The sequence below is a fragment of the Streptomyces sp. NPDC001407 genome (assembly GCF_042895325.1).
GTDB lineage: Bacteria > Actinomycetota > Actinomycetes > Streptomycetales > Streptomycetaceae > Streptomyces.
Window position 1 is genome coordinate 17,176 of record NZ_JBIAWF010000027.1, and the last position, 23,908, is coordinate 41,083.

30 protein-coding genes are annotated in these 23,908 nt (G+C 69.5%); 1 reads left to right on the forward strand and 29 read right to left on the reverse strand.

Annotation, left to right across the window (positions count from 1 at the left end; translation table 11 throughout):
* Positions 1-47: 47 nt before the first annotated feature.
* Positions 48-236 (forward strand): helix-turn-helix transcriptional regulator, encoded by a 189-nt coding sequence (locus ACFY1P_RS29215; protein WP_390752265.1) that lies wholly within the window; start codon positions 48-50, stop codon positions 234-236.
* Positions 237-319: 83 nt separating this feature from the next.
* Here the strand turns inward: ACFY1P_RS29215 and ACFY1P_RS29220 are convergent, their stop codons facing one another.
* The 29 genes from ACFY1P_RS29220 to ACFY1P_RS29360 form a co-directional block, all read right to left on the reverse strand.
* Complete coding sequence (locus tag ACFY1P_RS29220; protein WP_390752266.1) at positions 320-1,348, reverse strand: YgjP-like metallopeptidase domain-containing protein; 1,029 nt, start codon at positions 1,346-1,348, stop codon at positions 320-322.
* A 67-nt stretch (positions 1,349-1,415) separates the two neighbouring features.
* Positions 1,416-1,763 (reverse strand): hypothetical protein, encoded by a 348-nt coding sequence (locus ACFY1P_RS29225; protein ID WP_390752267.1) that lies wholly within the window; start codon positions 1,761-1,763, stop codon positions 1,416-1,418.
* Positions 1,764-1,815: 52 nt separating this feature from the next.
* Complete coding sequence (locus ACFY1P_RS29230; protein ID WP_390752268.1) at positions 1,816-2,481, reverse strand: hypothetical protein; 666 nt, start codon at positions 2,479-2,481, stop codon at positions 1,816-1,818.
* A 63-nt stretch (positions 2,482-2,544) separates the two neighbouring features.
* A complete protein-coding gene (locus tag ACFY1P_RS29235) occupies positions 2,545-2,901 on the reverse strand; it encodes a hypothetical protein (protein WP_390752269.1) in 357 nt (118 codons plus the stop codon).
* Positions 2,902-2,959: 58 nt separating this feature from the next.
* Positions 2,960-3,748 (reverse strand): phosphoadenosine phosphosulfate reductase, encoded by a 789-nt coding sequence (locus tag ACFY1P_RS29240; RefSeq protein WP_390752270.1) that lies wholly within the window; start codon positions 3,746-3,748, stop codon positions 2,960-2,962.
* A complete protein-coding gene (locus tag ACFY1P_RS29245; protein WP_390752271.1) occupies positions 3,745-4,821 on the reverse strand; it encodes an N-6 DNA methylase in 1,077 nt (358 codons plus the stop codon). The genes ACFY1P_RS29240 and ACFY1P_RS29245 overlap by 4 nt, the downstream gene beginning before the upstream one ends.
* A 193-nt stretch (positions 4,822-5,014) precedes the next feature.
* Positions 5,015-5,377 carry a hypothetical protein gene (locus tag ACFY1P_RS29250; RefSeq protein ID WP_390752272.1) on the reverse strand — a complete coding sequence of 121 codons (363 nt, stop codon included), beginning with the start codon at positions 5,375-5,377 and terminating at the stop codon, positions 5,015-5,017.
* Positions 5,378-5,587: 210 nt separating this feature from the next.
* A complete protein-coding gene (locus ACFY1P_RS29255) occupies positions 5,588-6,544 on the reverse strand; it encodes a hypothetical protein (protein ID WP_390752273.1) in 957 nt (318 codons plus the stop codon).
* Between the two features lie 46 nt (positions 6,545-6,590).
* On the reverse strand, positions 6,591-7,793 hold the full coding sequence (locus tag ACFY1P_RS29260) for a DNA cytosine methyltransferase (RefSeq protein WP_390752274.1): 1,203 nt from the start codon (positions 7,791-7,793) through the stop codon (positions 6,591-6,593).
* Positions 7,790-8,134, reverse strand: a complete 345-nt coding sequence (locus ACFY1P_RS29265) for a hypothetical protein (protein WP_390752275.1) — start codon at positions 8,132-8,134, stop codon at positions 7,790-7,792. The genes ACFY1P_RS29260 and ACFY1P_RS29265 overlap by 4 nt, the downstream gene beginning before the upstream one ends.
* Before the next feature lie 8 nt (positions 8,135-8,142).
* Complete coding sequence (locus tag ACFY1P_RS29270; protein WP_390752276.1) at positions 8,143-8,691, reverse strand: hypothetical protein; 549 nt, start codon at positions 8,689-8,691, stop codon at positions 8,143-8,145.
* Positions 8,692-8,747: 56 nt separating this feature from the next.
* Entirely contained in the window at positions 8,748-9,200 is a 453-nt protein-coding gene (locus ACFY1P_RS29275) for a hypothetical protein (protein ID WP_390752277.1), read from the reverse strand.
* A 158-nt stretch (positions 9,201-9,358) separates the two neighbouring features.
* Positions 9,359-9,673: a hypothetical protein gene (locus tag ACFY1P_RS29280; protein WP_390752278.1), complete on the reverse strand. Its 315-nt coding sequence runs from the start codon at positions 9,671-9,673 to the stop codon at positions 9,359-9,361.
* A 198-nt stretch (positions 9,674-9,871) separates the two neighbouring features.
* Complete coding sequence (locus ACFY1P_RS29285; protein ID WP_390752279.1) at positions 9,872-10,492, reverse strand: hypothetical protein; 621 nt, start codon at positions 10,490-10,492, stop codon at positions 9,872-9,874.
* A gap of 87 nt (positions 10,493-10,579) precedes the next feature.
* Positions 10,580-10,918 (reverse strand): hypothetical protein, encoded by a 339-nt coding sequence (locus tag ACFY1P_RS29290; RefSeq protein ID WP_390752280.1) that lies wholly within the window; start codon positions 10,916-10,918, stop codon positions 10,580-10,582.
* 66 nt (positions 10,919-10,984) lie between these two features.
* The gene (locus ACFY1P_RS29295) at positions 10,985-11,326 is read right to left on the reverse strand and encodes a hypothetical protein (RefSeq protein WP_390752281.1); all 342 of its coding nucleotides are present in this window, start codon (positions 11,324-11,326) and stop codon (positions 10,985-10,987) included.
* A gap of 133 nt (positions 11,327-11,459) precedes the next feature.
* On the reverse strand, positions 11,460-11,915 hold the full coding sequence (locus ACFY1P_RS29300) for a hypothetical protein (protein WP_390752282.1): 456 nt from the start codon (positions 11,913-11,915) through the stop codon (positions 11,460-11,462).
* 27 nt (positions 11,916-11,942) lie between these two features.
* A complete protein-coding gene (locus ACFY1P_RS29305) occupies positions 11,943-12,458 on the reverse strand; it encodes a hypothetical protein (RefSeq protein ID WP_390752283.1) in 516 nt (171 codons plus the stop codon).
* Positions 12,455-13,054 carry a hypothetical protein gene (locus ACFY1P_RS29310; protein WP_390752284.1) on the reverse strand — a complete coding sequence of 200 codons (600 nt, stop codon included), beginning with the start codon at positions 13,052-13,054 and terminating at the stop codon, positions 12,455-12,457. The genes ACFY1P_RS29305 and ACFY1P_RS29310 overlap by 4 nt, the downstream gene beginning before the upstream one ends.
* A 203-nt stretch (positions 13,055-13,257) precedes the next feature.
* Positions 13,258-14,136: a hypothetical protein gene (locus ACFY1P_RS29315; RefSeq protein ID WP_390752285.1), complete on the reverse strand. Its 879-nt coding sequence runs from the start codon at positions 14,134-14,136 to the stop codon at positions 13,258-13,260.
* 79 nt (positions 14,137-14,215) lie between these two features.
* Positions 14,216-15,367: a hypothetical protein gene (locus ACFY1P_RS29320; RefSeq protein ID WP_390752286.1), complete on the reverse strand. Its 1,152-nt coding sequence runs from the start codon at positions 15,365-15,367 to the stop codon at positions 14,216-14,218.
* Positions 15,368-15,433: 66 nt separating this feature from the next.
* On the reverse strand, positions 15,434-16,555 hold the full coding sequence (locus ACFY1P_RS29325) for an AAA family ATPase (RefSeq protein WP_390752287.1): 1,122 nt from the start codon (positions 16,553-16,555) through the stop codon (positions 15,434-15,436).
* A 39-nt stretch (positions 16,556-16,594) separates the two neighbouring features.
* Positions 16,595-16,945, reverse strand: coding sequence for a hypothetical protein (locus ACFY1P_RS29330; RefSeq protein WP_336411745.1), 351 nt, complete (start codon positions 16,943-16,945; stop codon positions 16,595-16,597).
* A 124-nt stretch (positions 16,946-17,069) separates the two neighbouring features.
* On the reverse strand, positions 17,070-17,642 hold the full coding sequence (locus ACFY1P_RS29335; RefSeq protein WP_390752288.1) for a hypothetical protein: 573 nt from the start codon (positions 17,640-17,642) through the stop codon (positions 17,070-17,072).
* Positions 17,643-17,970: 328 nt separating this feature from the next.
* Positions 17,971-19,158 (reverse strand): NUDIX domain-containing protein, encoded by a 1,188-nt coding sequence (locus ACFY1P_RS29340; RefSeq protein ID WP_390752289.1) that lies wholly within the window; start codon positions 19,156-19,158, stop codon positions 17,971-17,973.
* Positions 19,158-19,748 (reverse strand): class I SAM-dependent methyltransferase, encoded by a 591-nt coding sequence (locus tag ACFY1P_RS29345; protein ID WP_390752290.1) that lies wholly within the window; start codon positions 19,746-19,748, stop codon positions 19,158-19,160. The genes ACFY1P_RS29340 and ACFY1P_RS29345 overlap by 1 nt, the downstream gene beginning before the upstream one ends.
* The gene (locus tag ACFY1P_RS29350) at positions 19,745-21,034 is read right to left on the reverse strand and encodes an MFS transporter (RefSeq protein ID WP_390752291.1); all 1,290 of its coding nucleotides are present in this window, start codon (positions 21,032-21,034) and stop codon (positions 19,745-19,747) included. Before ACFY1P_RS29350 ends, ACFY1P_RS29345 begins: the two co-directional genes overlap by 4 nt.
* Positions 21,031-23,088: an ABC transporter ATP-binding protein gene (locus ACFY1P_RS29355; protein WP_390752292.1), complete on the reverse strand. Its 2,058-nt coding sequence runs from the start codon at positions 23,086-23,088 to the stop codon at positions 21,031-21,033. Before ACFY1P_RS29355 ends, ACFY1P_RS29350 begins: the two co-directional genes overlap by 4 nt.
* Entirely contained in the window at positions 23,085-23,549 is a 465-nt protein-coding gene (locus tag ACFY1P_RS29360) for an NUDIX domain-containing protein (RefSeq protein WP_390752293.1), read from the reverse strand. The genes ACFY1P_RS29355 and ACFY1P_RS29360 overlap by 4 nt, the downstream gene beginning before the upstream one ends.
* Positions 23,550-23,908: the final 359 nt, after the last annotated feature.

Here is a 23,908-nt window from a genome sequence, read left to right on the forward strand (position 1 = left end):
GTACATCTGCCGCTTCTGTGGTTGAGGGCGCCCACGAGGGCGCTGCGATGTCCTGGGAGGAGCTGCGGGAGCTGCCGCCGTTGGTCAGCGTGGTGACCGCCGCACGGGCCTTGGGCATCGGGCGGACCACCGCCTACCGGCTGATCAAAGAGGGCACGTTCCCGGTGCGGACTCTGCCGCTGGGCGGTTCCACGAAGGTGTCGACCGCCTCGCTGTGGGAACTGCTCGGAGCCTGAGCGGTGGCCGGCGGCCGGGAGTGCCGCCGCGTGTGGTGGACCGGTACTTCGCCGCTCCACCACACGGGAATCCGGGCAGCCGGTCAGGCGTCGAGGATCATGCGCTGCTCTGCGGCTGACCACCGGCATTCTCGGTACACGCGGATGTAGTCCGGCTGCGCCTGGGGGTCGTGGGCGTCGCACGGTTCGTACCCGTCGGGCGTCGCGCGGCAGAAGAAGCCGTACTCGATGCACGCGGCGAGGTGCGGGTGCTGGCCGCTCCAGACGGTGTTGCAGGCGGCGTCCGGGTGTCCGCAGTCGCTGCGCTGGCGGCCGGTGCGGGCGCACAGGGCCGAGGAGCAGTTCTCTGCATGGGGGGTATTGACGGCCGCGCTGCATGCCCGGCACGGCTGGGTGGTCGGGGCGAGGGCGCGGTGCGGCTGGAGGTCACCGAGCCACAGGGTACGAAGGGCTCGCTCGTACAGGACGTTGTGGGTGACGCTGTGCAGGCCGAGCGTGCGGTGGATCAGCTCGCGGATGTGCACCGTGGACAGTTGGGCGGTGGCCCAGTGGAGGGTGAGCCCCCGAGTCGGGTGGAGGTAGGCCCACTTCGTGCGCATGCGGGTGGACATCTTCACCGGAAGGTCGGGGGTGGCCGTTTGCTGGGTGATGGAGGGGGCGTGGGCGTCCAGCCACTCCTGGCCGGTGCGCGCGTAGAGGGCAATCAGCTCTTCGCGGGCTGCCTCCGTGCTGCGGGCCGTTGTGCTGCGCATGTGGAGCCACGGCCCTCTCTCGCTCCACCGGTGCTGGACGAGCGGCTGCTCCTGGTCGGCGTCCGCGACGATACGCAGCCGGTGGTTGCGGCCGAGGACGGCGAACCCGGTGCCGCCGATCAGTTCCTTGGCGTGGCTGTCGGGGGCGGTCTCTTTGAAGTGCTTCAGCTGGCGGTAGATCCATTCTCGGCGTCGGTGGACGAGGTCGATGGCTTGCTCGTCGGTGGTGCCGTGGGGGCCGCGGACGACAACGTCTCCGGTGTGGTTGATGGTGATGCCGAGGGTGGCGCGGTTGGTGGTGTGCAGGGTGAAGGTGAAGCTGTTCGCGGCTATGCGGCGTTCTGTTGCAGGCGCGGCCATCTGAGGTCCTTCGAAGTAGGTGTGGAGGGCGGGGCCGCTGGGGGCGGCCCCGCCAGCTCGGAGGCGGTCAGTGCCGGGCGCAGACGAGGATCTTCGGTTCCCCGTCGGTGGCGAGGTCGAGACTGGAATGGGTCTCGGTGCCGCACATGAGGCAGGGCAGGTGGAAGGTCCGTGGCATGCGCAGTGGCCGGACGTCCTCGGTCTCACGGATGCACAGGGGTAGGTCGGAGCCGTCGACGTGGAGGAGTCGGAACCCGTTGAAGCGGCTGTCGGCTCGTGCGCTGAGCACGGTGAGCGGGGTCGGGTCCTCAGGGAAGGCGAAGGTGTCGCCTACATGGAGCTCGCTTGCGGGCAGGGGGTCGGGCAGGGGCATGGTGACGATGAAGGGCGTGGTTGCCGGTTCGCTGTTCTGCACGGTTTCTCCGGATGTGGCAGGACGTGGGTGAAGTGGTCGGATGGCCGTGCGGTCAGCTGCTGCCAGTACTGAAGGGGCTGAGGCGTTCGACTTCGCGGAGGAGTTCGTCGATGACGGTGTCGGCCCACTCCCAGTCGCGGAACTCTGAACCGGCCACGGAGCGGATCTCCGAGATGCGGTCGGCCGTCATGCCGCTGTGCTGGCTCGGCCCGGAGGGGGCGGCCGACGGCGGGCGGAGCCGGGTGTGCTCTTCGGCCAGCTTGAAGAGGAACGCGAGGTCCGTACGGGGCACGGAGACATGCGGCAGCGCGCCGTTGGGGTCGAGGCGGGCCTGGATCTGGGCGAGGACCTGAGCGGGGTGGTCGGGTTCGGCCAGCCAGCGTTCGTGTTGTTCCCGGGTGGCGTACCAGTAGCTGCCGCCGCGCTGGGTGTGGATGCGCAGCTGCGGGTTGAAGCGGAGGCCGAGGATGCGGCGCCATTCAGGGGTGCGCAACAGGACCAGGTCGCCGTCGGCGCGCATGGTGTCCAAGTTGTCGTAGAAAACCCAGGACTTGCCCACGATCTTCGCGTCGTAGAGGTCATCGAGCTCTGGGTGGGCGACGACGGTGGCTGTGCCGGCGGCCCAGACGAGGTGCTGGAGGATGTCGAAGCGAGGCAGCGGGTGCCCGACGATCTCCAGGAGTTCACGGATGGCGTCGCGGCTGTAGTTCACGTTCACGGAGCTGTTCTTTCGGTGGTGCGGCGGGGCGGCGGCCGGCGCCGCCCCGGAGGCTGCGGTGGGTCAGTTGGTTATGCGGGGGCAGACGTTGCGGATGAGGCTGTCGGCGTCAGCCGGGAGGGCGACGAGGTCGCCGCTGTGGCGGTAGCCGGTGAAGACGACCGCGCCCATCGCGTCGTGGAATTCGGTTGAGAGGTCTTCCAGCGCGATCCCGGCGTGGAAGTTCGGAAGTGACCGTGCGCGGTTCAGGCCAGCGATCACCGCGAGGCAGCCCGAGGGACGGTGGACGTACGCGATGACCTCGGGAGCGTCGAGAAGGGCTCGGGCGAGGGCCTTGGCCTGCTGCCCCGGATGCTCGGTGAGGTCGAGTTCGGTCAGGGTGCCGTCGACGGCGATGTGCAGGGCGGTGGTTTTGGGCATGGCGAAGCTGTCCTTCTTGCTGTGGGTGGTGTTGATGGGGTGGTGGTCGGGCGACCGGTCAGGTCATGCACCAGCCGGAGTCGCAGCCGACATCGATGGGGAGTTCGTCCTGGGCGCGGGTGACGGCCTCGCGCAGGGGGCGGCCCGTGCTGGTGAGGAAGACGGGGTCCTTGCGGTCGTGCCGGCGCCGGATGTTGAGCATGTCTTCGAGGTGGCACGCCTTGCGGAACAGCTCCGGGCGGTCGCGGTGCATCTTGGCCCAGGAGTTCCGGGACTTGAAGGGGCAGAAGAAGCACGCGGACTTGTTGGGGACCAGCAGCCCGGCCTTGCGGATGATCTCGATGCAGTCGGTGCGGCGGAGCCCGAGTTCGAGCAGCGGGTAGTGGATGCGCTCGTACGGTTCGCTATGGCGATTGGTGGCCCGCCCGATCTCGTCGAGGCTGATGCCGATGCCGACGTCCGCGGGGTTGTCGGCGCTCGCGCCGTGGAACTTCAGCCACTTCCCGATGACCTGGACCTTGAAGTCTTTCGTGCAACTGCGCTTGCCAGGTTTGCCGTTGCTCATACGTACGGGTATGGGCAGGGCGCGGGAGTCGCGGCGCATCATGCGCCCCCACAGGGTTTCCAGCTCGCCGTAGCGTTTGCGGCGGTCCAGGATGTGCAGGTCGATGCCGCGCGTGGCCGCGTAGCCAGCGGCGATGTGGCGGACGTAGTTCAGGGTGCGGGGGTCCTCACTGTCGTCGCCCGTGTTCGCGAACAGAAACGTGCGGTACGGGATCTCGCGCTGGGCAGCCAGGACGAGGAGGGCAGTGGACTGCACGCCGCCGCCGTAGCTGACGACCCTCACGCTGCCGCCACCACCCGGTCGAAGAGGCGCTGGGCCTTGCGCACTGCGCCGATCACGGCGGCTCGGCCGAAGAGCTGGTCGCGGTGCTCGATGACGGCGCGCGCTTCAGCCATGGCCTCCTCGACGACGTTAGGGCGGGTAAGCGTGTCGGCACAGGCAACGGTTACACGGGGGCCGAGGTCCCAGACGATGGCGTTGACGGCCGTACAGGCGGCGGCGATCGGGTCGATGTCGACGCCCGACCAGCGCATGGACGCCGGATCGATGCCGCGTTCGCGCAGGCTCTGCGCGGCTGCGCGCAGGAGACCGCCGCTGCCGCACGCCGGGTCGTGAATGTGCTCTCCCGGCTTCGGGTCCTTCGCCGCGAAGCCAGCTGCTGCCAAGACGACGTAGCCCATCATCTCGCCCACGGGCGCGGGGGTGTGGAACTCGCCCAGCCCCTTCTGCGCGCCGACAGAGCGGGTGAGAGCCATGACGGGTGACAGCGCGTCGGTCGCGGCGCGGAAGTAGGGGTCGTCGTGGCCGGTCAGGTCGAAGATCCCGTTCCGCAGCGCAGCCTGGGTGACGGCACGGGTGACGTATAGGCGGTGCTTGTCGTGCTCGTCGTCGTTAAGCCACTCGTGGAGGATGCGGGCGCGGTCGATGAGGTCAGGGCGCTGTATCCAGTGACCGGCCCATATCTCGCGGTACATCTTGATCAGCTGGCCGTCGTCCTGGTTGAGGATCTGCCGGGCGAGGTCAGGGCCCTTGGGGTCTTTGGGGCGGATGAGGGCGAGGGCGGCGACGATGCCGATGGGCACCTCGATAGCGGTGCCGCCGTGCTGCGTGTGCCAGGCGGAGGAAACGGCCTCGGCGAGGCGCAGCGCCGCCTCGTGGGGGTTCTTCGGCAGGCGGGGGCGCAGGGTGCGGACTGAAGCGGCGGGCGCCGGAGTGGCAGCGGGCTTGATGGCCGGGGTCGGCGGCGCGGTGGCCGGCTTGGAGCTGGCGAAGGTGGCGGGGATCTTCGCCGCTGCCCTGGGGCGCGACGGCTCGTCGGGGGTTTCGAGGCTGGAGAACAGGTCGAGTTGCGTCATCGTCGAATCACTCCATGTAGTCGGCGGTGGGTGTGCTGAGGGCCGCCCCGACAGAGCGGGGCGGTGGCGGCTCAGGTGGCGTGGAAGGTGTCGGCGCGGGCGGGTGCGCCCTCAAGGGGGTGGGGCGAAGAAGGAAGGCGGCTCGACCCGGGGCGCGGTGGGGGTCACGCCCCGGGCCGGAGCTCCTGGCGCTCTATGCGGCGTCGTCGGTGGGCGCCTCGGTGCCGCACTGGTAGGCGCCGTTGACCGCAGGGCACGGGCCGCATGCTCCCTCGTTACAGCAGGCGGTGTAACCGTCGTCGATCTCGTCGTCGGCGACGGTGTAGCCGCAGTCCGAGCAGTGGGTAACAGCGGGGAAAGCCTGGAAGCAGAGCGCCGTCAGCTCGTCGAGGGAGTAGTGGCGAGACTCGGGGATGAAGGCCCGGTCCCACTGGATGGCCATGCGAAGGCCGGAGTCGTAGGCGATGACGGTGCCGTAGCGGCCATCTGAGGGGCGCAGTACGCGACTTCCCCAGGGCAGGGCGGGGGTGGTGCTGTGTCCGGGGGTGCTGATCACGGGTGCCTTCTGGTAGTTCAGGTGGTCTTGAAGGGGGTTCCCCCTTCCTTCATACCAATATTCTAGTACCTTTACGGGGGGCGTCAACTCTGTGTAATCGCCAACACCCCCTGTAGTGCACCGACTTGATGCGTTCTGGGCGTCGGGTTCCAACTGAATCCCCGACCAGCGCAGCGCCCCCGGCTCGATGACCGTCCCGGGGCCCCGGGCCTACTCCAGCGACGGCACCCGGAAGACCGCGTAGCTGGAACCGCTGTCGAGCTTCGTCCAGCCAGCCGACCCCAACGCCACCGCGTAGCGATGCAGCAGGTCAGCCATGACGCTCCGGCGCACCTGCGACTCATCGAACGTGCAGTCGTCGATCAGGCCCCGCCCGTCGGCGAAGGCGAGCTCGACCAGGACCTGATGCTCCTCCTTGCCGGCGGACGCCTTGAACCCCATGAGGTGATCGATCGGCTCCCACAGGCCCCGGTGCAGCAACTCGGCGCGGGCCTGAACCACCACCCCAGGTACGCCTTCCTGACCGGGCGGAACGGCTACCCACGCGTCGAAGTTCTCCGGGCCATCACTCGTCACCGACCAGCCGGCGGCCGTGAGCACCCCCGGCACCAGGGCGTGCTGCTCGACCATGGCCAGCCCGATGAAGTCGACGTCGACGCTGCCCCACCGGTACACCGACTCCCCGCCGACCGCGAAGCCGTGCTGCTCCACCGCGTATCTGTCCGGCTCCACCTCGACCCCCCACTGCGCAGGGGTGAGCCCGGCGTCGAGGAGGACGCGCAGCGCCGCCCGGGTGATCGGGCCGATGTTGCCCCGCCGAGGGAAGTGACCAACCGTCGGATTGGGGGACTTCGGTGCCCATTCGATTCTGCGCGGCGCCCAGAACGGGCCGCCTTGGTAGTGCACGAGCAGGCCGCGCTTATGTACGGGCTGGCCGTGGGCGAGGACTGTTGCCAGTTCCAGCAGGGCATCCCGGCGGGGCCACGTCCGCAGCGGGGGCTCGGGCTCGTTGACGTTGCTCCACTCGGACTGGACGAAGTGCTGGCCGTCGCCGAGGAGCAGGGCGGCCATCGGCAGCTGCTTGCGGACCCGCAGGGTCGCGGCCTCGGTGGCCGCGCGCAGCGCGGTGTCCTCGGGCTCGGGCGTGTTCGGGGAAAGGATTGTCATCGAAGGTGTCTCCATGAAGAGGGCGGCCGTCGTCCGGCCGGCGGGGTTACAGGACGGCGGCGATCCGCTGGGCGAACCAGCTGCCGACGGCCGGAGGTACGGCATTGCCGACGAGGCGGGTCTGTTCCGTGGCCGTGCCCTGGAAGTAGTGGCTGTCCGGGAAGGTCTGGGCGCGGGCCCGCTCCCGCACGCTGAGCATGCGCACCCGGCAGTCGCCGAGTGAGTCTCCGGGGATCACCAGCATGTGGTGGGTGCCCGCGGCCGTGACCGTGCCGATCGGCTCGTCCAGGGACTGGGCGACGCAGTGATTGCGCAGGATCGCGATAAACGGCTCGCCGCCGAAGCGGGCCCGGCCGAGGTCGACCTTGCGGACGGTCTCAGCGGCGTACGGGCGGAACGCGTTGCCGGGCTTGCCCGCGCTGACCCTGCGGGTCGGAAGGCTCCAGTCGATGCTGTCCCGGATCGGACGCAGGACCGGCTTGACCTCTTGGTGCCCGCACCTGCGGTTCGGGCACACGTAGATGTACGAGGTGCCGTAGGTGCCGACGCGGCGTCGGCTATCCGTCTGCCATCGCTGGACGCCGCGCACGGGGCCGCAGTGTGGGCAGGTGGACACAGGGCGGGGGCGAAGGTCCGGAGCCGGAAGGCCCTTGCGGACGAAGGCGAACAGCAAACGGTGGCGATGCTGCGGGGCTTGGCCAAGGTCCCCGGCGTCCAGGTGCGCGGCGTCGACAGAGGTGAGGAACGGCGTGTAGGCGAGGTCGTTGAACGCCCTGATCCAGGTGTTGAACAGTGGCCATCGCAGTCCGAAGCCCGGCACGTTCTCGCCAGCGATCACGTCGTACGGGCGTCGGGCGGCCACCGCGACTTCGGTAGCGCGCAGAAGATCCCATGCGGTCGCTCGGGTGAGGGGCCAGGCCACGGGGGTCGACTCGCCGTCCTCGGCGGCGTCGTCCAGTGACAACTGCGTCCGCGGGGTCGCTTGGCCGCCATTGGGAGAAGCTTCAAAACAGATCGGCGAGCCCACGAGTGCTCGGGCTTCGGGCAGTTGCCTCATGTCGAGGCTGTGGATGTTCTCCTGACGGGCTCGCACGCCGGGGAAGTTCGCTCGTGCCGTGGCGACGGCCGCCCGGTCATGGTTGGCGCCGAACTGGGGGCGGAAGCCCGCCTTGGCGAAGCCGAGCATGTCGCCACAGCCGCCGTTGAACAGGTGGTTGGAGGGAATCCGGGTGTCGGTCGCGGTGCTCATCGGAGGCTTTCATCGGGGACAGGGAGCAGGTGGGTGAGCTGCAGGGCGCGCTGGTCAGCGGGCATGCGGCAGACGCGGCACATCAGGCGAGGGGCCGAGGGCGGCTCGGCCTTCCACTGCACGGCGCGCCCGCACAGGGCCCACGCGGACATGACGTGCTCGGGCTCGCGGTGTTCGGCCCAGAGGGAGTTGGGGTTGCCGGGCCACAGGGAGTACCGCCAGCCCTCGGCGAGGATGTGCACGATGCGCCCGGAGTGCTCGGAGCGCCCGTATCCGAACGGGGCGTCGGGGGCGGCCGGCGAGTCCTCCGGCCGCTCGTCGGGGTGACGGAAGGTACGCATCGTTCCGGTCAGCCGTTGTCGATCCACAGCACGCCGTACGGCGTGAACCGCCACTCGCTCATCGCCGCCTTCGCGATGTCGGCGAACACGTCGTTCCAGCAGACGACGCCGTCGGACGTGTAGAGGCGCAGGTCCAAGCCGGCCGGGGAGTCGTCGAGGTCCGTGAGGATCTCTTCGCGGGTGCGGCCGTGGCCGATGACGCGGTCACGGTAGGACTGGTGGACGTCTCGGAGTTCGCTGCGCCAGCCGTCGTCGCGCGGCGTGTCTCCGGGGCCCAGAAGATGCCGGGTGTACTGGTCGCGGATCGCGCCGCAGTCGTTGAGCGCGACCCAGGCGGTGGCCCGCTCGCGGCAGAACACGTCCTGCTCGTACCGGACGCTCAGGCAACGCACCGCTTCCCGAGGCAGGGAGGCGAACTCCGGGGTGCTGTTGCTGAGCAGCATGCGCGCCCGCAGTTCAGCGTCGGACCGGCGGAAGGTCACCAGGGTCAGGGGGAACGAATACGTCCAGATGCGGTTGCCGTACTGGAGGGTGACGCGCCAGTGGGAGTCGAACACGGGGTGGGGCCTTTCGGTGGCGCCCCGCCGCCGAGACGGCGGGGCGAGAGGATGGTTCAGGGGTGGGCGACTTCGATTTCGCTGGCTTCCCAGCGGGCGAAGAGGCGAGGGTCGGCGTGGCGCAGCGCGCTGATGTAAAGGGCGGCCCGGGCGGCGGCGTCGACCCGCTCCTCCACCGTGTACGGGACCTCGACGGTCTGACCGTTGACGAGGCGCGGGCCCGTGGAGTCGTTCGCGGCGACCTTCAAGAACCACAAGAGGTTGATGTAGAGGTAGCCGGGGGACTGCCGACCGATCGGGTCGGCCTCCATGTGCTCGATGTGGTCGGAGTCGGCGTAGTAGTCGGCCAGGGGCTCGGCGGCGTCGTCGGGCATCGAGACCCATACGCGCTGGCCGTGGCGCTCGTGCGGTTCGACCTTCTCGACGCGCTGGCCCAGGGCCAGGGCCGTGCCGTGTGTGGCCGACCAGTACAGGACGCTGACGCGGTCGAGCGGCTTGTATGAGGGCATGGCGAAGCTCCGTTCGGTGAAAGAGGGAAAGAAGAGGGGTGGCCGTGGCCGATCGGCGGCGTCGCACGGCCCGCTCGCCGGGCCCGTGGCCGGGCCGGAGGCGGCGTGAGGCGGGGCCCGGTCCGGCGTGAGCGGACCGGGCCCCGGAGGGGAGGCGGCTAGTTCGCGCCGCCCATGTTCCAGTGGATGCCGCGCCGTTCGTCGGCCTCGGCCTTCCGCATCTGCTTCATGCGGGTGTCGCGCTCTTCGGGGGACTCCCGCCAGACCTTGATGTCCGCGATGTTGACGTGCTTGTAGGCGCGCGCCGTGATCTCGGCTGCGACTTCCGCACCGTGCTCCTGCTCGCCGTTGTTGAGGAACGTCGCCTGCGAGTGGCGGCCGTTCTTCGCCCAGTAGCAGCGCGGGTCGCAGGTGCAGTCGTAGGTGTAGCTGATCTTCCAGCGGCGGCGGCTGAGCGTCTGGTCGCGATTCATGAGGGGCCCTTCTTCTTAGTGAGGGCTTTCCCTCAACTCATACCAATATTCTAGTACCTTTCAGGGGGGCGTCAACTCCGTTTCCGCAGGTCAGAGGGGAGGTGTCGGTAGATTCGGAGGTGACGCCGGATGTCCGCACCAGGCACGCCGGGCCGCAGTGCCCGGCGCATGCGGACCCCTGCGGGGTGCCGCCGACCTTCAGCGGCGAGGCCCCCGCCGGTCCGCGGCTTCGGCGCGGATGATCGCGGCAACGTCGCTGGGCAGGCCGTCCCAGGCGTCGCCCCGGCAGAGCGGCCCTACGAAGATCGCGCTGCCATAGACCCGGCGCGCGGCACTGCCCTCCAGCGCGGCCAGGGCCCGCGTGGCGGCCGGATTGAACGACAGGAGCCCCGTGTTCCTCCCGGCCACGCAGAAAGCCCGGTCGCCGGCCGGTATCGGGGAGCGGACCATCGTGCCCGTGATCTTGTAGAAGAGCCGCTGCTGGCCGACGTAGTTGTGCGGCAGGTGCAGCTCCTCCACGGCGCCGTCCATGCCGACGAACAGGCCGACCCTGCGCCGGGCGCGCAGCGGCGCCTGCGTGGCGAGCTTGGGCATCGCCGGTGTCGCCGGGGTGAGCCGATCAGGCGTGTACCAGCCGCCGAACACCTTCTGCAACGTCCGGTTCTTGCTGGCCAGGCGGTACCAGATGGCGCTGCGCGGCACTCTGTCGATCGCGGTGATCCGGAACCGCGCGGGCGCGCCGTCGCCGTCGGCAACAGGCTGGCCATTGGTCTGCCGCAAATGGACGTGGCTGCCGAGGGGGTACTTCGATGAACTCATGGGTCTTCCATGCATGTTGAAGCGAACACTGTCCGTGTGGTGTGCGGAGAAGGTGGGGCTCGCGGCGCTCTCGGGGAGCCTGCGAGGTCAGGCGGCCGCGGCAAGGGGAAGGTCTCCGTTGGGGCGGGTGCCGGCGCTCCGGGCGCCCTCGAGAACCTGTGCGGCCTGCGCCAGGACGTGGGCTTCGTGGCGGCGACCAAGGTGCCCGAGGGCGCACGCCTCGAACATCAGCGGCCAGTGGCACCTCGGGATTCTGTCGGCGAACTCCTCGAAGGACCGGTCCTGTTGGGAGATGGGACGGTGCCGCCATGCACGGTGGACGATGTGCAGGACAGAGGCGGTGGTCTGCCGGACCTGCTGCGGTGTGAGGTCGAGCTCGTTGATGATGTCGGCGACCACCGCGAGCGGCAGATGGCGGGTGAGCACGGCGGTTCCTCGCGTTGAGGGGCGACTCCCGGGACCGCCTCGACGAGGCGGTCCGTGGGTGCGGGGTTAGCGGATGGTGACGCGCGGGCGGCCGGTGGTCACCACGCGCGGTCGGCGGCGCTTGTACTGTCCGTGGCCGGGGCGTCGGCAGGACTCCCGGCACAGCCGAGTCGCCATGTCGACGCTGATCTCCTCCAAGTCCCTGAAATCCTGAGGGCCGAGGTGGAGGCGCCACGTCTCCATTGCCTGTATGTCGTTCCCGTCCTTGCTGTGACGGGCGGCGTATGCGCGCCAGACGATCTGCTCGACCTCGTCATGCATGAGAACCGCATGTTCTGCGACGCGCTCGGGGATTTCGTACGCCATCGCCAGCCAAAAGGTGTTGTCTTCCAGCGTCTTGTGGATCACGGTGAATTGCCTGCGCTCTTTCGGTAGTTGGCTGTGGCTGAGGAGGGGGGAGTCCCTCCCTCTCATAGCAATATTCTAGTACCTTCGCAATGTGGGGTCAAAGCGTTCCCGCAGGTCAGAGGACTGTGCTTCGCTAGGCAGAAGCAAGCTGGCCAGCTGACTCGGGCCGCTTGCGGATATTGGCGCGCCCTGCCTTTCGTGAGCTCGCGCGCATTAGGGAATCTCGGCATTTCCCACACAGCGGCTCACCCAATGCCGCATGCCGACGTCGCCCCGTCACCTCTCCGCAAATCCCGGCCAGCGACGGAAGTGCGGGCACATCGGGGGCCGATTCGGCCTTCGCGATCATCCTGCCGTCGACCCATAGCCGTGCCGCGCAGACACCGTCGAAGCCCTCCCTCGGCCGTACGCGCTCGAAGCACGCCCTCACGTACGGGCAGGAATCCGCGCACGTCTGCATCAACGGCGCGCAGGCGTCCAGCAGTTTTCCCTTCGGGCCCCGCATGAGGGATTCGTCGGGCACGTAGTCGGCGTTGCTGGCGCACGGCGCGTTGTCGGTCCACAAGGCGGACGTGGTTGAGGTGATCACGGGGCTGGCTTTCTTTGGTTCAGGCAGTCAGAAGAGCGCGGGGTGCGGGACGGCGGCGGGGGCGATCGCGTCACGGGCGCATGTGGCGGCGAGCTGAAGTTCGCTGGCCCTTCTGGACCACGGGCGGCAGAAGACCTCAGCCCACACCTCGGCTGTGCGGAACGGCGCGAACGACGGGACGTACGCGCGGTCGTGCTCCTGCACAGCCGTGACGGCCGCGCGCAGTCGCGCATAGCGCACAGGCGTTGCACGGCCGGCCAGGTAGGCGGACACCTCGCCCCATGACACGTCGAGGGCGCGCGGCCGCGGAGCGACGCTGACCTCGTACCTGAAGCCGCCCGAGGTCGCTCTCCACCAGGCCGTGGCCCCCGCGTCCGGCTCGTCGTCCAGCCGCCGGAAGGACAGTTGGCCGTCATGCTGGGCGAACAGCCCTGTACCCCAGCCCGCGAGCCCCTTGGCGCCTTCGCAGTCGAGGGCGTCCAGCAGGGCAGCGGGATCGTCGAAGAGACCGCGCACCGCCATCACGAAGTCGTCGTCCGTCACAGCGCCGCCGCCTCGCACTCTTCGCACCAGGCGTGGCAGAGCATGGCGGCACCGGACTCCTGACCCAAGCCACACGCACGGCAGTTGGCCCACCCGCGGACCGTGAAAGCGACCTGGGGGCTACCGCAGCCCGTGCAGTGCACGCCGTGCGGCAGGGCTGACGACTCGTCGTTGCCTGTGGGCTCCCCAGGATGGTCTTCGGCTTCCGTCGACCGGTGGGGACAGGTCTTGAAGTGGGCGGCAGCGGCGGCGACCACCGCTTCGATCCCCTCGGATCCGGCGCTGTGGCCGGCTGTCACGTCGTCGTGCACGATGCAGCGCCACGGTGTCCCCGGCTCGTCTTCCGCCGTGTGGGCGAGGTGCCACCCGGCCAGCTTGTCGCGGTCCCAAGGAAGGGCGTCCTCGCTCGCGACCGTCAAGAGCGAGCCGTCCGGCGTGAGCGCGCAGATCGCGAGGCCGCCGCGCGTCTCGACGTAGGCGGGGAATCCCGCCCCTTCGAGAGCGTCGATCACGTCTCCGTAGATCTCGACGGCCTGGTGCTCGTCCGGCCCGTACGCGGCGCGGATCGCGGCCACGACGTCAGCAGCATTCAGCATCACATCAACCTCTTTTATAGACAGCTACATATTTAAGTCAAGTTGCGGCAGGCTTGCCGGGTGCTCGCCCGGTGGGGTGGTTGCGCCTTCGGCTTGGGTGATGGCGGCCATGAGGGGAGGGCTGCCCCCCTCTCGCCCATAACGATATTTTAGTACCTCGCGTAAGGGTGGGCAAATCTGCAATGCATGAGGCAGATACATATTTAGCGCCGAGGGGACGAGGATGGCCTGCTGTTGCCGCCCCCAGGTACTTCCAGCCGTTGCTGTCTCACCAGCTCCCTCGCGCGCTCCCACGTCTCCCGCATGCTTTCCGGCATCCTCCCGTCGCGTTGCACCTCGGCCAGGAGCCGCGCATCCGCCTCCTGCTCCCGGGCTCTGCGCCGCTCCTTCTCTGCCTGCCTGTCCTGCTGGGCGCGCGCCCGCGGGCTCGTTCCGCATGCGCGGCAGGACCGGCCCGGGCCATCCCGGTGCGTGCGGCAGGTAGGGACTTCAGCGGCAGAGGTGCCAGCATCGGCAGGCGCCTCGCCCCCCTCACCGTTCGACGGCATCGGTTCGGCATCAGCGGCAGCGGGCTCCCCAGCTGCGTCAGCGGCGGGGGTAGGGGGGATTTTGGTCTGGGTCTTAGTAATCACGCCTGATTTACCGGAGACCGGTTCACCAGCGCCTGGTTCACCGACGCCTGATATTCCGTCTTCGGTGACCTCGTTCTCCTTTTCCTCTTCGATCTGGCGGGCCGCCTTGCGGGTGAGCCGACGCGCCTCCTTCTCGCGGTACTCCTCGGCCACCCATTCCTGAGCCGTGTCGAAAACCTCGGTGTAACAGCGCAATGTGCCGTCCCCCCGGCGGTCGTCCACCACCCGGTAGTAGCCCGTGACCTTCAGCTCCTGGACGGCCTTCCGGACCGCGTCCCGGCCCTCCTTCCCCGCGCGGGCGATGGCCTCGGTGCGGGCCTCCCAGTCGTCCGGCTTGGCGATCAGGAAGGCCAGGATGCCCCGAGCCCGGAAGGACAAGCGGGAGTCCTCCAACGTCGCGGTCGGCAGGACGGCGAAGCCGGAGGAAAGCTGGCGGCGCAGAATGGTCACGGGGTGCGTCTCCAAGAGCGGTGCGCGGAACAGGGAGATGACCCCGCACGGCCCGTGCGGGGTCGAGAAGTTGAGGGCGTCAGGCGACCTTGGGTGCGCGTGTGACGCTGATGGTGCGCGAGGTCTTCTGGCCCGCGGCCTTGCGTAGCGGGACGGCGACGCCGGCCAGCCGGGCCGTCTGCACCATCGCGTCCACGTCCGGGGTCATGGGCACCGGGAGGTCGGCGTTCTCGAACTTGTCGATGAGCGCCTGGACGTCGGTCTCCTCGACCGCGTTGCCGCCCTTCCAGGCAAGCCTGTTCGCCCCGTACACGCCCTCCGGCGAGGCGGCGAGCATCGCGCGCAGCACCTTCTGCCGCTTGTTCGCCGTGCTGGCCCGCTCCCGGGCCTTCACGTACTCCTCAAGCGCGGCTTCGCGGTCCTTGTCGTCGTGCACGAGGATCGTCTGCGCGGGCACGCCAGGGGCGGCTCCGGCCCAGCACTTCGAGGCCCACGGGCAGTAGTCGCACAACGTCTTCGTCTCCAGCCCCGGACCGTCGTGGTCGCGCGTCAGCTCTTCCGGGGAATCGGCCTCCATGACCCGGTCCACCCACCAGCGGGCCTCATCCGCCAGCCACGGGTCGAAGCCGATCTCGTCGACATGCTCTTCGCCGGTGTCCCGGCATATGAACCGGAACCGGATGCGTTTCACGTCGATGGGGCCGATGCGGTGCAGGTACCTCTGCCCGGCGACGTCGGCGAATCCCACGGTCCTCAGCAGGTCCGCGTACAGCAGGACCTGCCGCATCTCGGCGGCCGTCGGACCGTAGCGCAGCACCCGGTCCCACACCCGCAGCGATTTCGTCTTCACGTCCTCGACGGTCAAGACCTCGGCGGGTTCCACCGGCCGGTGCCGCTTCGGCAGCCGGGCGGCGGTCGCCTCGTCGAGCTGTACGACGTCGATGTGGCCGCGGATCTGGCCGTCGCGCACCGCCCGCTCGACCAGCCAGCCGAACTCGGTGCGCGCGGACTCCAGCAGCCCGGCGTGGATGTAGGTGCCCAAGATCGCGGCCCGGGTATCGGGGGTATCGGTGCGCGGCACCTGGTGCACGACGTAGCCGGCACGGCGCTGACACACGGTGTCCGAGGCGCCCAGCTGGGTCTGACGCGAACGGGGCCGCCGCTCATCGACAGCCGTGGCGGCAGTCCAGATCGATCCGGGGGCGCCCGGGGTAAGGGTTGTTGCGGTCACGGAAAGAACTCCAAGAGGTACCGCCGGGCCCGCCCGCGCAGGCGGGCCCGGCGAAGACGGGGCGGGTCAGCTGGCCGACATCCAGTCCGGGTCGTCGTCGAACGGGTCCGGCTCGCTCTGCTGCTCCTGCTGCGCGGCCGCAGCCGCCCGGAGCTTGGCCGCTTCGCTCGTCGGGTCCGCGATGGGGTCGCCCATCTCGCGAGGGTTCTGCAGGTCGGCTGCCGCCCGCTCGATCGCCGACCGGATCACGTTGATCTCATCCCGGGACAGGCCCTTCGCGGCCCCGACCTTCGGCCAGAGCTTCTTCAGACCTTCGACGCCGTCCTCCTTGGCGGTCTTCTCGACCTTCCTGAGCCACGGCTGCGTGAGATCGCCGGCCAGCTCGGGAGCCTGGTGGGGCTGCGTGTGAGGGGTGCAGCCCAGCAGGTCGAAGACCAGGTGCTCGATCGAGAAGTTCGCCACGGGCTTCGGCTTGCCCTCGCGCGGGACCTGGAAGCGCAGCGACCGGGCGCCGACCACGTAGGCGCGGTCGTCGCCGCGCAGCATCCGCACCCACACGCTCGCGTCGAAGGCAAGGTGCTTGTGGCCTTCGACCCGCCAGGTCTTCGTCTTCGGGATCGGGTCACCGTTGCCGTCCACGGCGGTGACCTCCTTGCCGCGGGCCAGCAGTACGACGATCGCGGGCATCGTGCGGACCAGGTACAGCGCCCGATTCCACCGCTCGACCGCGTCGTTCCAGAGGTTCATGCCGGGCTTGATCTCGGCGTCAGGGTCGAACCGGAGCTTGTTCTGCCCCGAATTGCTGCGGCGCCCGCGCTCCTGGGTCCAGTTCACCAGCATCCGCCACAGCAGCGAGATGGAGTCGATGACCAACACGACCGGCGGTTCCTTGGCGGCGGCGGCCCGCTTGGCCTCGGCGTGCACGGCTTCCAGCTGTTCGAGGATGTCGCGGTAGGTCCCGTTGTGCTCGATGATCACGTAATCGGCGCCGGGGACGTTCGCGTACTCGTCGGCGGTGTCCTCGCCGAGCTCCAGCCAGTACGCCTGGCCGGTCTTCTCGCAGCCGGTGAAGCGGGCCGCCTCGAACGACTTGCCCGCCTTCTCCTCCCCTTCCAGGAGGATCACCGGCCAGGGGATGATCCCGGTCGGTTTGCGGGTGCGCAGCTTCGGGGTGGACGTGGGGCTCACAAAGATCTCCAAGAGGTATTCGATAGACAGATACCTATTTCAGGGCCGGTGTAGGCGCCTGGTCTCGAACACGGTCGCCCACTCGGGGTGGCGTTCGAGCAGGAGGCGTACGTAGCGCGAGCGGAAGTCGTTGTTGAGCCGCCAGGGCTCTTGTCCCGCTGTCGCGCGCCCGTACTGCCAGCGCAGCACCTCGAAGAGCATCCCGATGCCCACGCGCTTGCTGCCGTGCTGGATGCAGTCGGCCGTCAGGGCCTCCAGCTGGTCGCATATCCACGGGTTGAGCTCGTGGAACGCCTCGAATCGTTCCTGGATGCTGACCTCGCTCCCCACCGGGTCGGGGTGGCGCAGTGGCGTGATGGGCAGCTCGAGCTGCAACGACTCCATCATCATCTCTCCCCTCCTGAGAAACAGGTACATATTTTGCTACACGAGGATGGGCGGCCGTCGGCCGCCCTCCCGTTACCAATATTCTAGTACCTCTGGTGGTGGGGTCAAATCAGCTCCCCACGAGGAATCAGTCGGCCTTGGCTGCGTACTTGCCGCGCGCCACAATCGCCGAACCCGGCCCGTCGTACGTACCCGACCGCAGGGCCTCGGCCACGTCCTCGCACATCGACCACCGTCCCGTACGCGACGCGGCGGCCGCCGCCGGGGCGTACGCGAGAACCGTGTCCACGAACCAGACCGGCGAGCTGGACACGTAGTAGTCCGGCTTCACCACCAGCGGCGAATTCGCCTTCACGTACCCCGCGACCCGAGAGTGCGGGGTGCCGTACAGCTCCGCGTACTCGTGCGTGCCCATCAACTTCGGCAGCTCGGCCTTCGTCTCCGGCATCCAGGTCGCGCCCTGCTCCTTCATCAGCTCGGCCAGCGCCGCCTTGTCCAGCTGCCGGCCGTTCGCACCCTCCGGCAGAGCGAACCCCACGGCGACGCCCCCAGGGAACACGTACTTCCCGGAGACGATGACGGCAGCGTCATACGAGAGCAGCCCCCGCGGGACCCACCTCACGTTCAGCGCGTTCTCCGTCACGTTGTACAGCCGCGCGAACTCCTGCCGCCCCGCCAGCAGGGGCTTCTTCCTCTCCACCGGATACTCCTAGCCATCTGAAAGAGGTACCAGGATATAGACCTCCAGCTGAGAGGCCTGGTGAGCGCAAATCGCCCATCGGGCGCCTTGCGCGTAGCCGCTGCTCCAGCGTCTCACCGGCAGGAACGCCCGATCCAGGGCCAGGGGGCTGGCGTGCCACTCACGGGCGGAGAGCGCGCGGCGTAAGCCGCCGCGTCGCGACTGTTACGCTGAAAGCACCTTCCAAGAGGTACGCCAAGGCCCCCACGCGCATGGGGGCCTTCGCTGTAGCTACTGCGTCTCTCCGCTGATCCGCACCGAACCCGGGGCGACGCTGGCCGACCGCTGACTATGCGGTCGCCGAAGTGATCCGGTAGACGTGAGCGGGCGGATGGTCGACGGGCAGCTCCGGCCGCCAGGCGCGCAGGGCCTGAGCGGACGGAGTGAAGAGCGGGCCCGGCAGCGCGGCCGTCGGCGCCCACTCCCACCGGCTCACCAGCTCCGGCTCCGCCGCCACCGGGGCGCCCTCGTACACGGTGACCACAACGACGGCGGTCGCCCGGTTCGTGCCGCCGACCTCGTCCAGCAGCAATGCGATCACCTCCACGTCCTCCGCGCGCGCGGACAGCGACGTCTCCTCGCGCAGCTCACGGACCGCAGTCTCCTCGATCGACTCGCCGGGGCTGATCTTCCCGCCAGGACACTCCCAGACCCCGGACCGGTGCAGACCCAGCAGAACCCGCCCTTCAACGTCGACGACGATCACGCACACCCCCAGAGCGGCCTGGGCGACGGGCGGGTTCGCGCTGCGCGGCCGGCTGGCCACCCGGGCCCGAGGAACGGTCTGCTGTCGGCGGTGCGCGGTGATCAGCTGGCAGACAACCGGGTCGTCGTCCTTCGGCGACGGCAGAAGGTCGATGGTCTTGACGAGGAACCCCGACTCGACGAGCAGGTCCTCCCACAGGGCGGGGGTCAGGACCCACATCGGGGTGGTCAGCATGCCCTCGTTGGCCAGGCGCACGCCCTCGTCGCGCGGGCTGACCGTCGTGGACGGGCCGAGACCGTCCCGGTTGGTGTGCAGGACGGAGAAGACGAGCCGTCCGCCGGGACGGACACGGGGCGCGAGAGCCGGGAGGAGCTGGTGCGGGTCGATGAAGCCGAGGGAATGCATCGCGTACACGACGTCGTACAGGTCACCCTCTTGGCGAAGGTGCTCGAGGGCGTCGGCCAGGACGAAGCGCACGCCCGCCTCTCCGTGCTCGCCGTAGCGGCCGATCGCCCGCTGGTGCTGGGTGGGCGAGCCGTCGACCGCGTCGATCACCACACCGTACGCGCGGGCCAGGTGCACGGCGTAGCGGCCGGTGCCGCTGCCGATGTCGAGGACCCGGCGGCCGGCGAGGTCGCCGAGGACTTCGTCGCCGGGCCCGTCGCCGTAGAACCCCCAGTCGATGCGCTCGGGTTCGGGCGGGTTGCTTCCGCGGTCGAGGTGGAAGCGCCCGAAGTCCGTCCACACCTGGCGGTCAGCCGTGTCGTTCATCAACAACCCCTCTTCTCGATACTGGCGTCACCCCAGGCCCGCAGGGCGTAGCAGCGCAGGCTGCCCACGTCGATGGAGCGGGCATGGGCCCACAGACGAGTCAGCAACTCCTCCTCCGCGCTGGTGATTCCGGTCGAGGCCCGGTCGGGAGGAAGCCGTTCGGCCATGGGCGTGACCACCCAGAAGACGCCGCCGAAGTCCAGGAGGCTGCGCACGCGGTCGAGGAAGGCCGGTTTGTCCTTGATGAACGCGAAGACGAGTCGTGCGGTGACCAGGGCGAAAGCCCGCTGCGGAAGGGGCAGCGGCTCCGCGGCCTCGATATCCACGCAGCGGTACTGCACGGGCCCGTCGTTCGGCTCGGCGAGGGCGGGGGCGGCCGGGGTGCAGTCCAGACCGGTGACCTGGTAACCGAGTTCGGCGAGATGGCGGGCCAGTGCGCCGTCGCCGCATCCGATGTCGAGCGCGAGGCGTCCTCGGCCCGGGCCAGCATGCTGGTTGAGGAGCGCGGTCTCGGGCTCGGTGAGCGGGCTGTACCGACGGCCCGCCGTCCACAGCCCTCCCCAGTAGTCGGCCGGGTTCTCGATGGTCACGCCGGTTCTCCTTCAGGACGAGGCGGCCGAGAGGCAGAGGGAGGGCTGGGAATGTGGTGCATGGTGCGGATCGAGGAAGCGAGGAGCACCAGGAACGGGATGGCGAGCGCGGCGGTGCCCAGGGCGAGGGTGGTCCACAGGCCGAGCCACGTGCCGGCCGCCCCGGCGAGGAGCGCGGCGAGCGGACGCGTGCCGTAGGTGATCCACTGGCCGGTGGCGAGCATGCGGCCCTGCATGCCGGGCTTGCACACGGCCTGGCGGATGCTGCGCTGGGTAGAGCCCTGCACGGTGGCGCACGCCAGCTGGACGAACAGCCCCGCAGCAATGGCGACCTGCCCGGTCCGGCCGGGCGCGGCGAACAACAGCGGCACTTCGGTGAACGGGGTGATGGCCAAGGCGGTGAGCATGACGCGGGCAGGCCCGTACCGGTCCACGAGCCGCTCGACGGCGACGGCGCCGGCGACTCCGCCGAGGGCCGCCACACTGAGGAGAGTGCCCAAGATGGCGGCGGTGTAGTGCAGTTCACGCAGCAGGTACACGTCCCACAAGGTGGTGACGACGGCGAACACGCCGGTGTAGACGGTGCCGGTCAGCAGCAGCGGCCGGATCGTCGGATGCCCCCACACGTACTTCACGCCGTCCGCGATCTCGGCACGCATCGAGCCCTTCCGGGCGGACGGGTCGGGCGCCGGTTCGGGGGCGCGGATGCTGCCGAGGAGGAGCGCGCAGGCCACATAGGAGCCGACGTCACACCAGACGGCGCGCGCGGCCCCGAGGAGGGTGACGATGGCGCCGCCGAGCTGCGCCCCGGCGCTGTCGGCCAGGGAGGAGACCACGCCGATCTTCGCGTTCGCCTCCAGTAACCGCTCGCCGGCCAGCAGCGACGGCAAGTAGCTGATCCGCGGGGTGGAGCCGACGAGGCTGGCTGCGGAGGTCACCAGCGCCACCGCGTACAGCAGCTCCAGCGACAGGTGACCGAAGGCGTCCGTGAGCGGGACGGCGGTGAACGCGACGGCGCACACGAGGACCGCGCCGATCATCAAGGGGCGTTTGCGGTGCCGGTCGGCGAGCGCCCCGGCGGGCAGAGCCACCAGCAGGGGAGGCAGCCGCTCGGCGAACGACAGCAGCGACACCTCCCACACGGTGGCGTGCAGGGAGACCACCGCGATCAGCGGCAGCGCCACCCCAGTGACGCCGCTGCCCGCGATGTCGACCGCGCACGCCGACCAGTAGCGCACGAAGTCCCCATGCCGCCACAGACTCCGCCCCGCCGGGGCCGTACTCACTGGGCGTTGCTCCCTTCTTCCACGTCGGCTGGCCGACGCGGTCCCGGCACGGGGGCGTCCTGGTACTGGCGGGCCTGCATCTCGTACAGCTCGCGGAACACCCCGGCCGCCTTCGGGGACAGCAGCTCCTCGAAGGTGCCGGACTCGCGCAGCTCGCCCTTGTCCAGGACGTGGATGAGGTCGGCGTAGCGGACGGAGGCGAGGCGGTGGGTGATCAGCACGACCGTCTGACCGGTGTCGGCGAGCCGGTGGATCTGCTCGAAGACGTCCTGCTCCGCCTTCGCGTCGAGGGCGGAGGTGGGTTCGTCGACGATGAGGATCTCGGCGTCGCGGTAGCGGGCGCGGGCGATGCCCAGCTTCTGCCACTGGCCGCCGGAGATCTGATGCCCGCCCCGGTAGCCCTTGTTCAGCAGGGTGTCCCAGCCGCGGGGCAGTTCGTCCACCACCGAGTCCGCCCCCGCGTAGACGGCCGCGCGCTCCAGCGCCGACTGGTCCGTGGGGCGGTCGGGACGGCCGATCGCGACGTTCATCCGACAGGTGAACGGCCAGCGGTGGAAGTCCTGGCCCACGACGGCGAACTGGGCGAAGAGCTGCGCCCGGTCGAGTTCGCCGGCCGGGACGCCGTCCCACAGGATGCGCCCGCTGTCCGGCTGGTAGAGCCCGGCCAGCAGCTTGGAGACGGTGGTCTTGCCCGAGCCGTTCTCACCCACGAGCGCGATGATCTTCCCGACCGGGATGTCCAGACTCACCCCCTTCAGCGCGGGCCGCTCCACCTCCGGCTCGTCCTCCGCCGCTCCCTCCGGCCCCTGCTCCGGCTCGTCGTCGTTGTCGGTCGGGTAGGTGAAGGTGACGTTGTCGAAGCGGATCAGCGACAGCCCGCGGGGGACCGGCCGGCCGCCCTTGGGGATCGCCCACTTCTCCGCGTCGACGAACAGCCGCTCCAGGTCCTGGACGTAACAGGCTTCCTCGTAGAGGTTGTTGACCTGGAGGACGAGCGTGGACAGGCTCTGCCCGCCGGTGCGAACGGCCAGGACGGCGGTGCCCGCCACCGACAGGGCCATCACCCCGGTGACGAGCAGCCCGGCGAGTGCCGCGTAGGTCAGGAGCGCGGCGAGGCCGGTGAGCGCGGCGGCGATCAGCCGGACCCGCGCGGCGTCGGCCGCGAGGCGGGCCTGCTCGGTCTCGGAGGCCTGCGACATCTGCCGGAAGTGCTCCAGGATGAAAGGGCCGACACCGTGCACGCGGATCTCCGGCGCCGGGCCGGTGCGCACCAGGGTCTGGCTCAGCAGCCGCCCGGCCCGCGAGTGTTCCATCCACCGCAGGTAGGAGCTGTATTTCGCGCGGGAGTTCTGCAGGGAGGCCCAGGAGCGGGGCACGGTCATGAGCAGCAGCAGGGGCAGCAGCGCGGGGTGGAGGACGGTGAGAACCCCGGCGGCGGAGACGAAGGAGATCAGGGAGCCGACCACTCCGGTGCAGGCGCTGACCATGCGGCGGGATGCCTGGGCGCCGTACTGCGCGGAGTCCATCAGCCGCTGGAAGGCGGCGTCCTCGACGGCCGCGAGCTCCACCTTGATCACGTGCGTCAGGTACATCTCGGTGGCGACCCGCTCGACCTTCGGCTCCAGCCGCCCCGAGCCCGAGGTGGCCGCGGCGTTGGCCAGGGCGCCGAGGATGCCGGTGGCGGCCGCGCCGATCATGGCGGGGATCGCGGACTGCACGCGGTGCCCGATCTCCCCGGTGGCGAGCACGGCGGCCAGGATCGCGTTGACCGTGATCAGGCTGATGGCCTGGCTGATCCCGCGGGCGAGCGTCCCGACGCCGGTCGTCCACAGGGCACGGCGGTCAGCTCGCCATGCCAGCCGCGTGGTGAAGGCCACCAGCCGAGGGAGGCGCAGGGCCATGGCCCACAGCGACATCTCGAAGTAGGCGTTGCGGTAGTTCGCCCACTTCGCCGCGTAGACCAGCGGCCCGCCGAACAGCAGTTGCTCCGACGGTGACCCCTTGGCTTCCTCGCCCGGCTCGGTAGTCGCCCGCTGCCGTTTCGTCGCTTTCACGCTGCCCCTCCCGTCGGCCAGCCGTGCTCGGACAACAGATCCCCGCCGCAGAACTGCTTCAGGACGGCGGCGGTGTACGGCACGCAGTCCGCCGGCGGCCGCACGGGATCCGCCCACACCAGCGCGGAGCACTTCTCCGGTTCGCGGATCGACGGCGTTCCCGTCCACTGCTGCGCGGTGAAGACCACACCGAGCCGCCCTTCACCTTCGGGGCTGCGGTGGTGGATGAGGTGGCAGAACTGAAGGTCGCGGGGTGCGATCGCGACCCCGACCTCCTCGGCGACCTCGCGCAGGGCGCCGGCGGTGACGGTCTCGTCTTCCTCCAGGTGTCCGCCGGGCGGGCACAGCAGCCCGGAGGCGTACACCGTGCCCGCCCGGCGGAGGAGCAGGACCCGCCCGTCATCGCGGACCATCAGCACCATCACGTCGACCACGAGCCGGTAGCGCGGCACTTGTGTCACGCCTGCCTCCCCGTGGCCGTTCCAGCGCGGCGGCCAGGCTTCTGGCCGTGTTCGAATCGCAAACGCACCCCCGTAGCATTTGTGAATTGGCCCTGGTGGTGATGCACTACTCCTCCTCGTTGACGAGCGGGTCGGACGAGTGATCGGAAAAACGGCCCCCGGACGGGTGTGGTCACGGCTTATCGGGGGCGTTTCGTCGTTCAGGAATTCGAGTAGTCGTCAATCGGCCCGTGATCGCTGGGCGGGCGGCCCGCGGGGCTGTGTGCGATTCACTCGGGCGTGGCAGCTCACCCGATCCGGGTCTTGCGTTGCTGCCGGAAACGACCGACCGCCACCCTGATTCAGGTGTCGACGGGGTC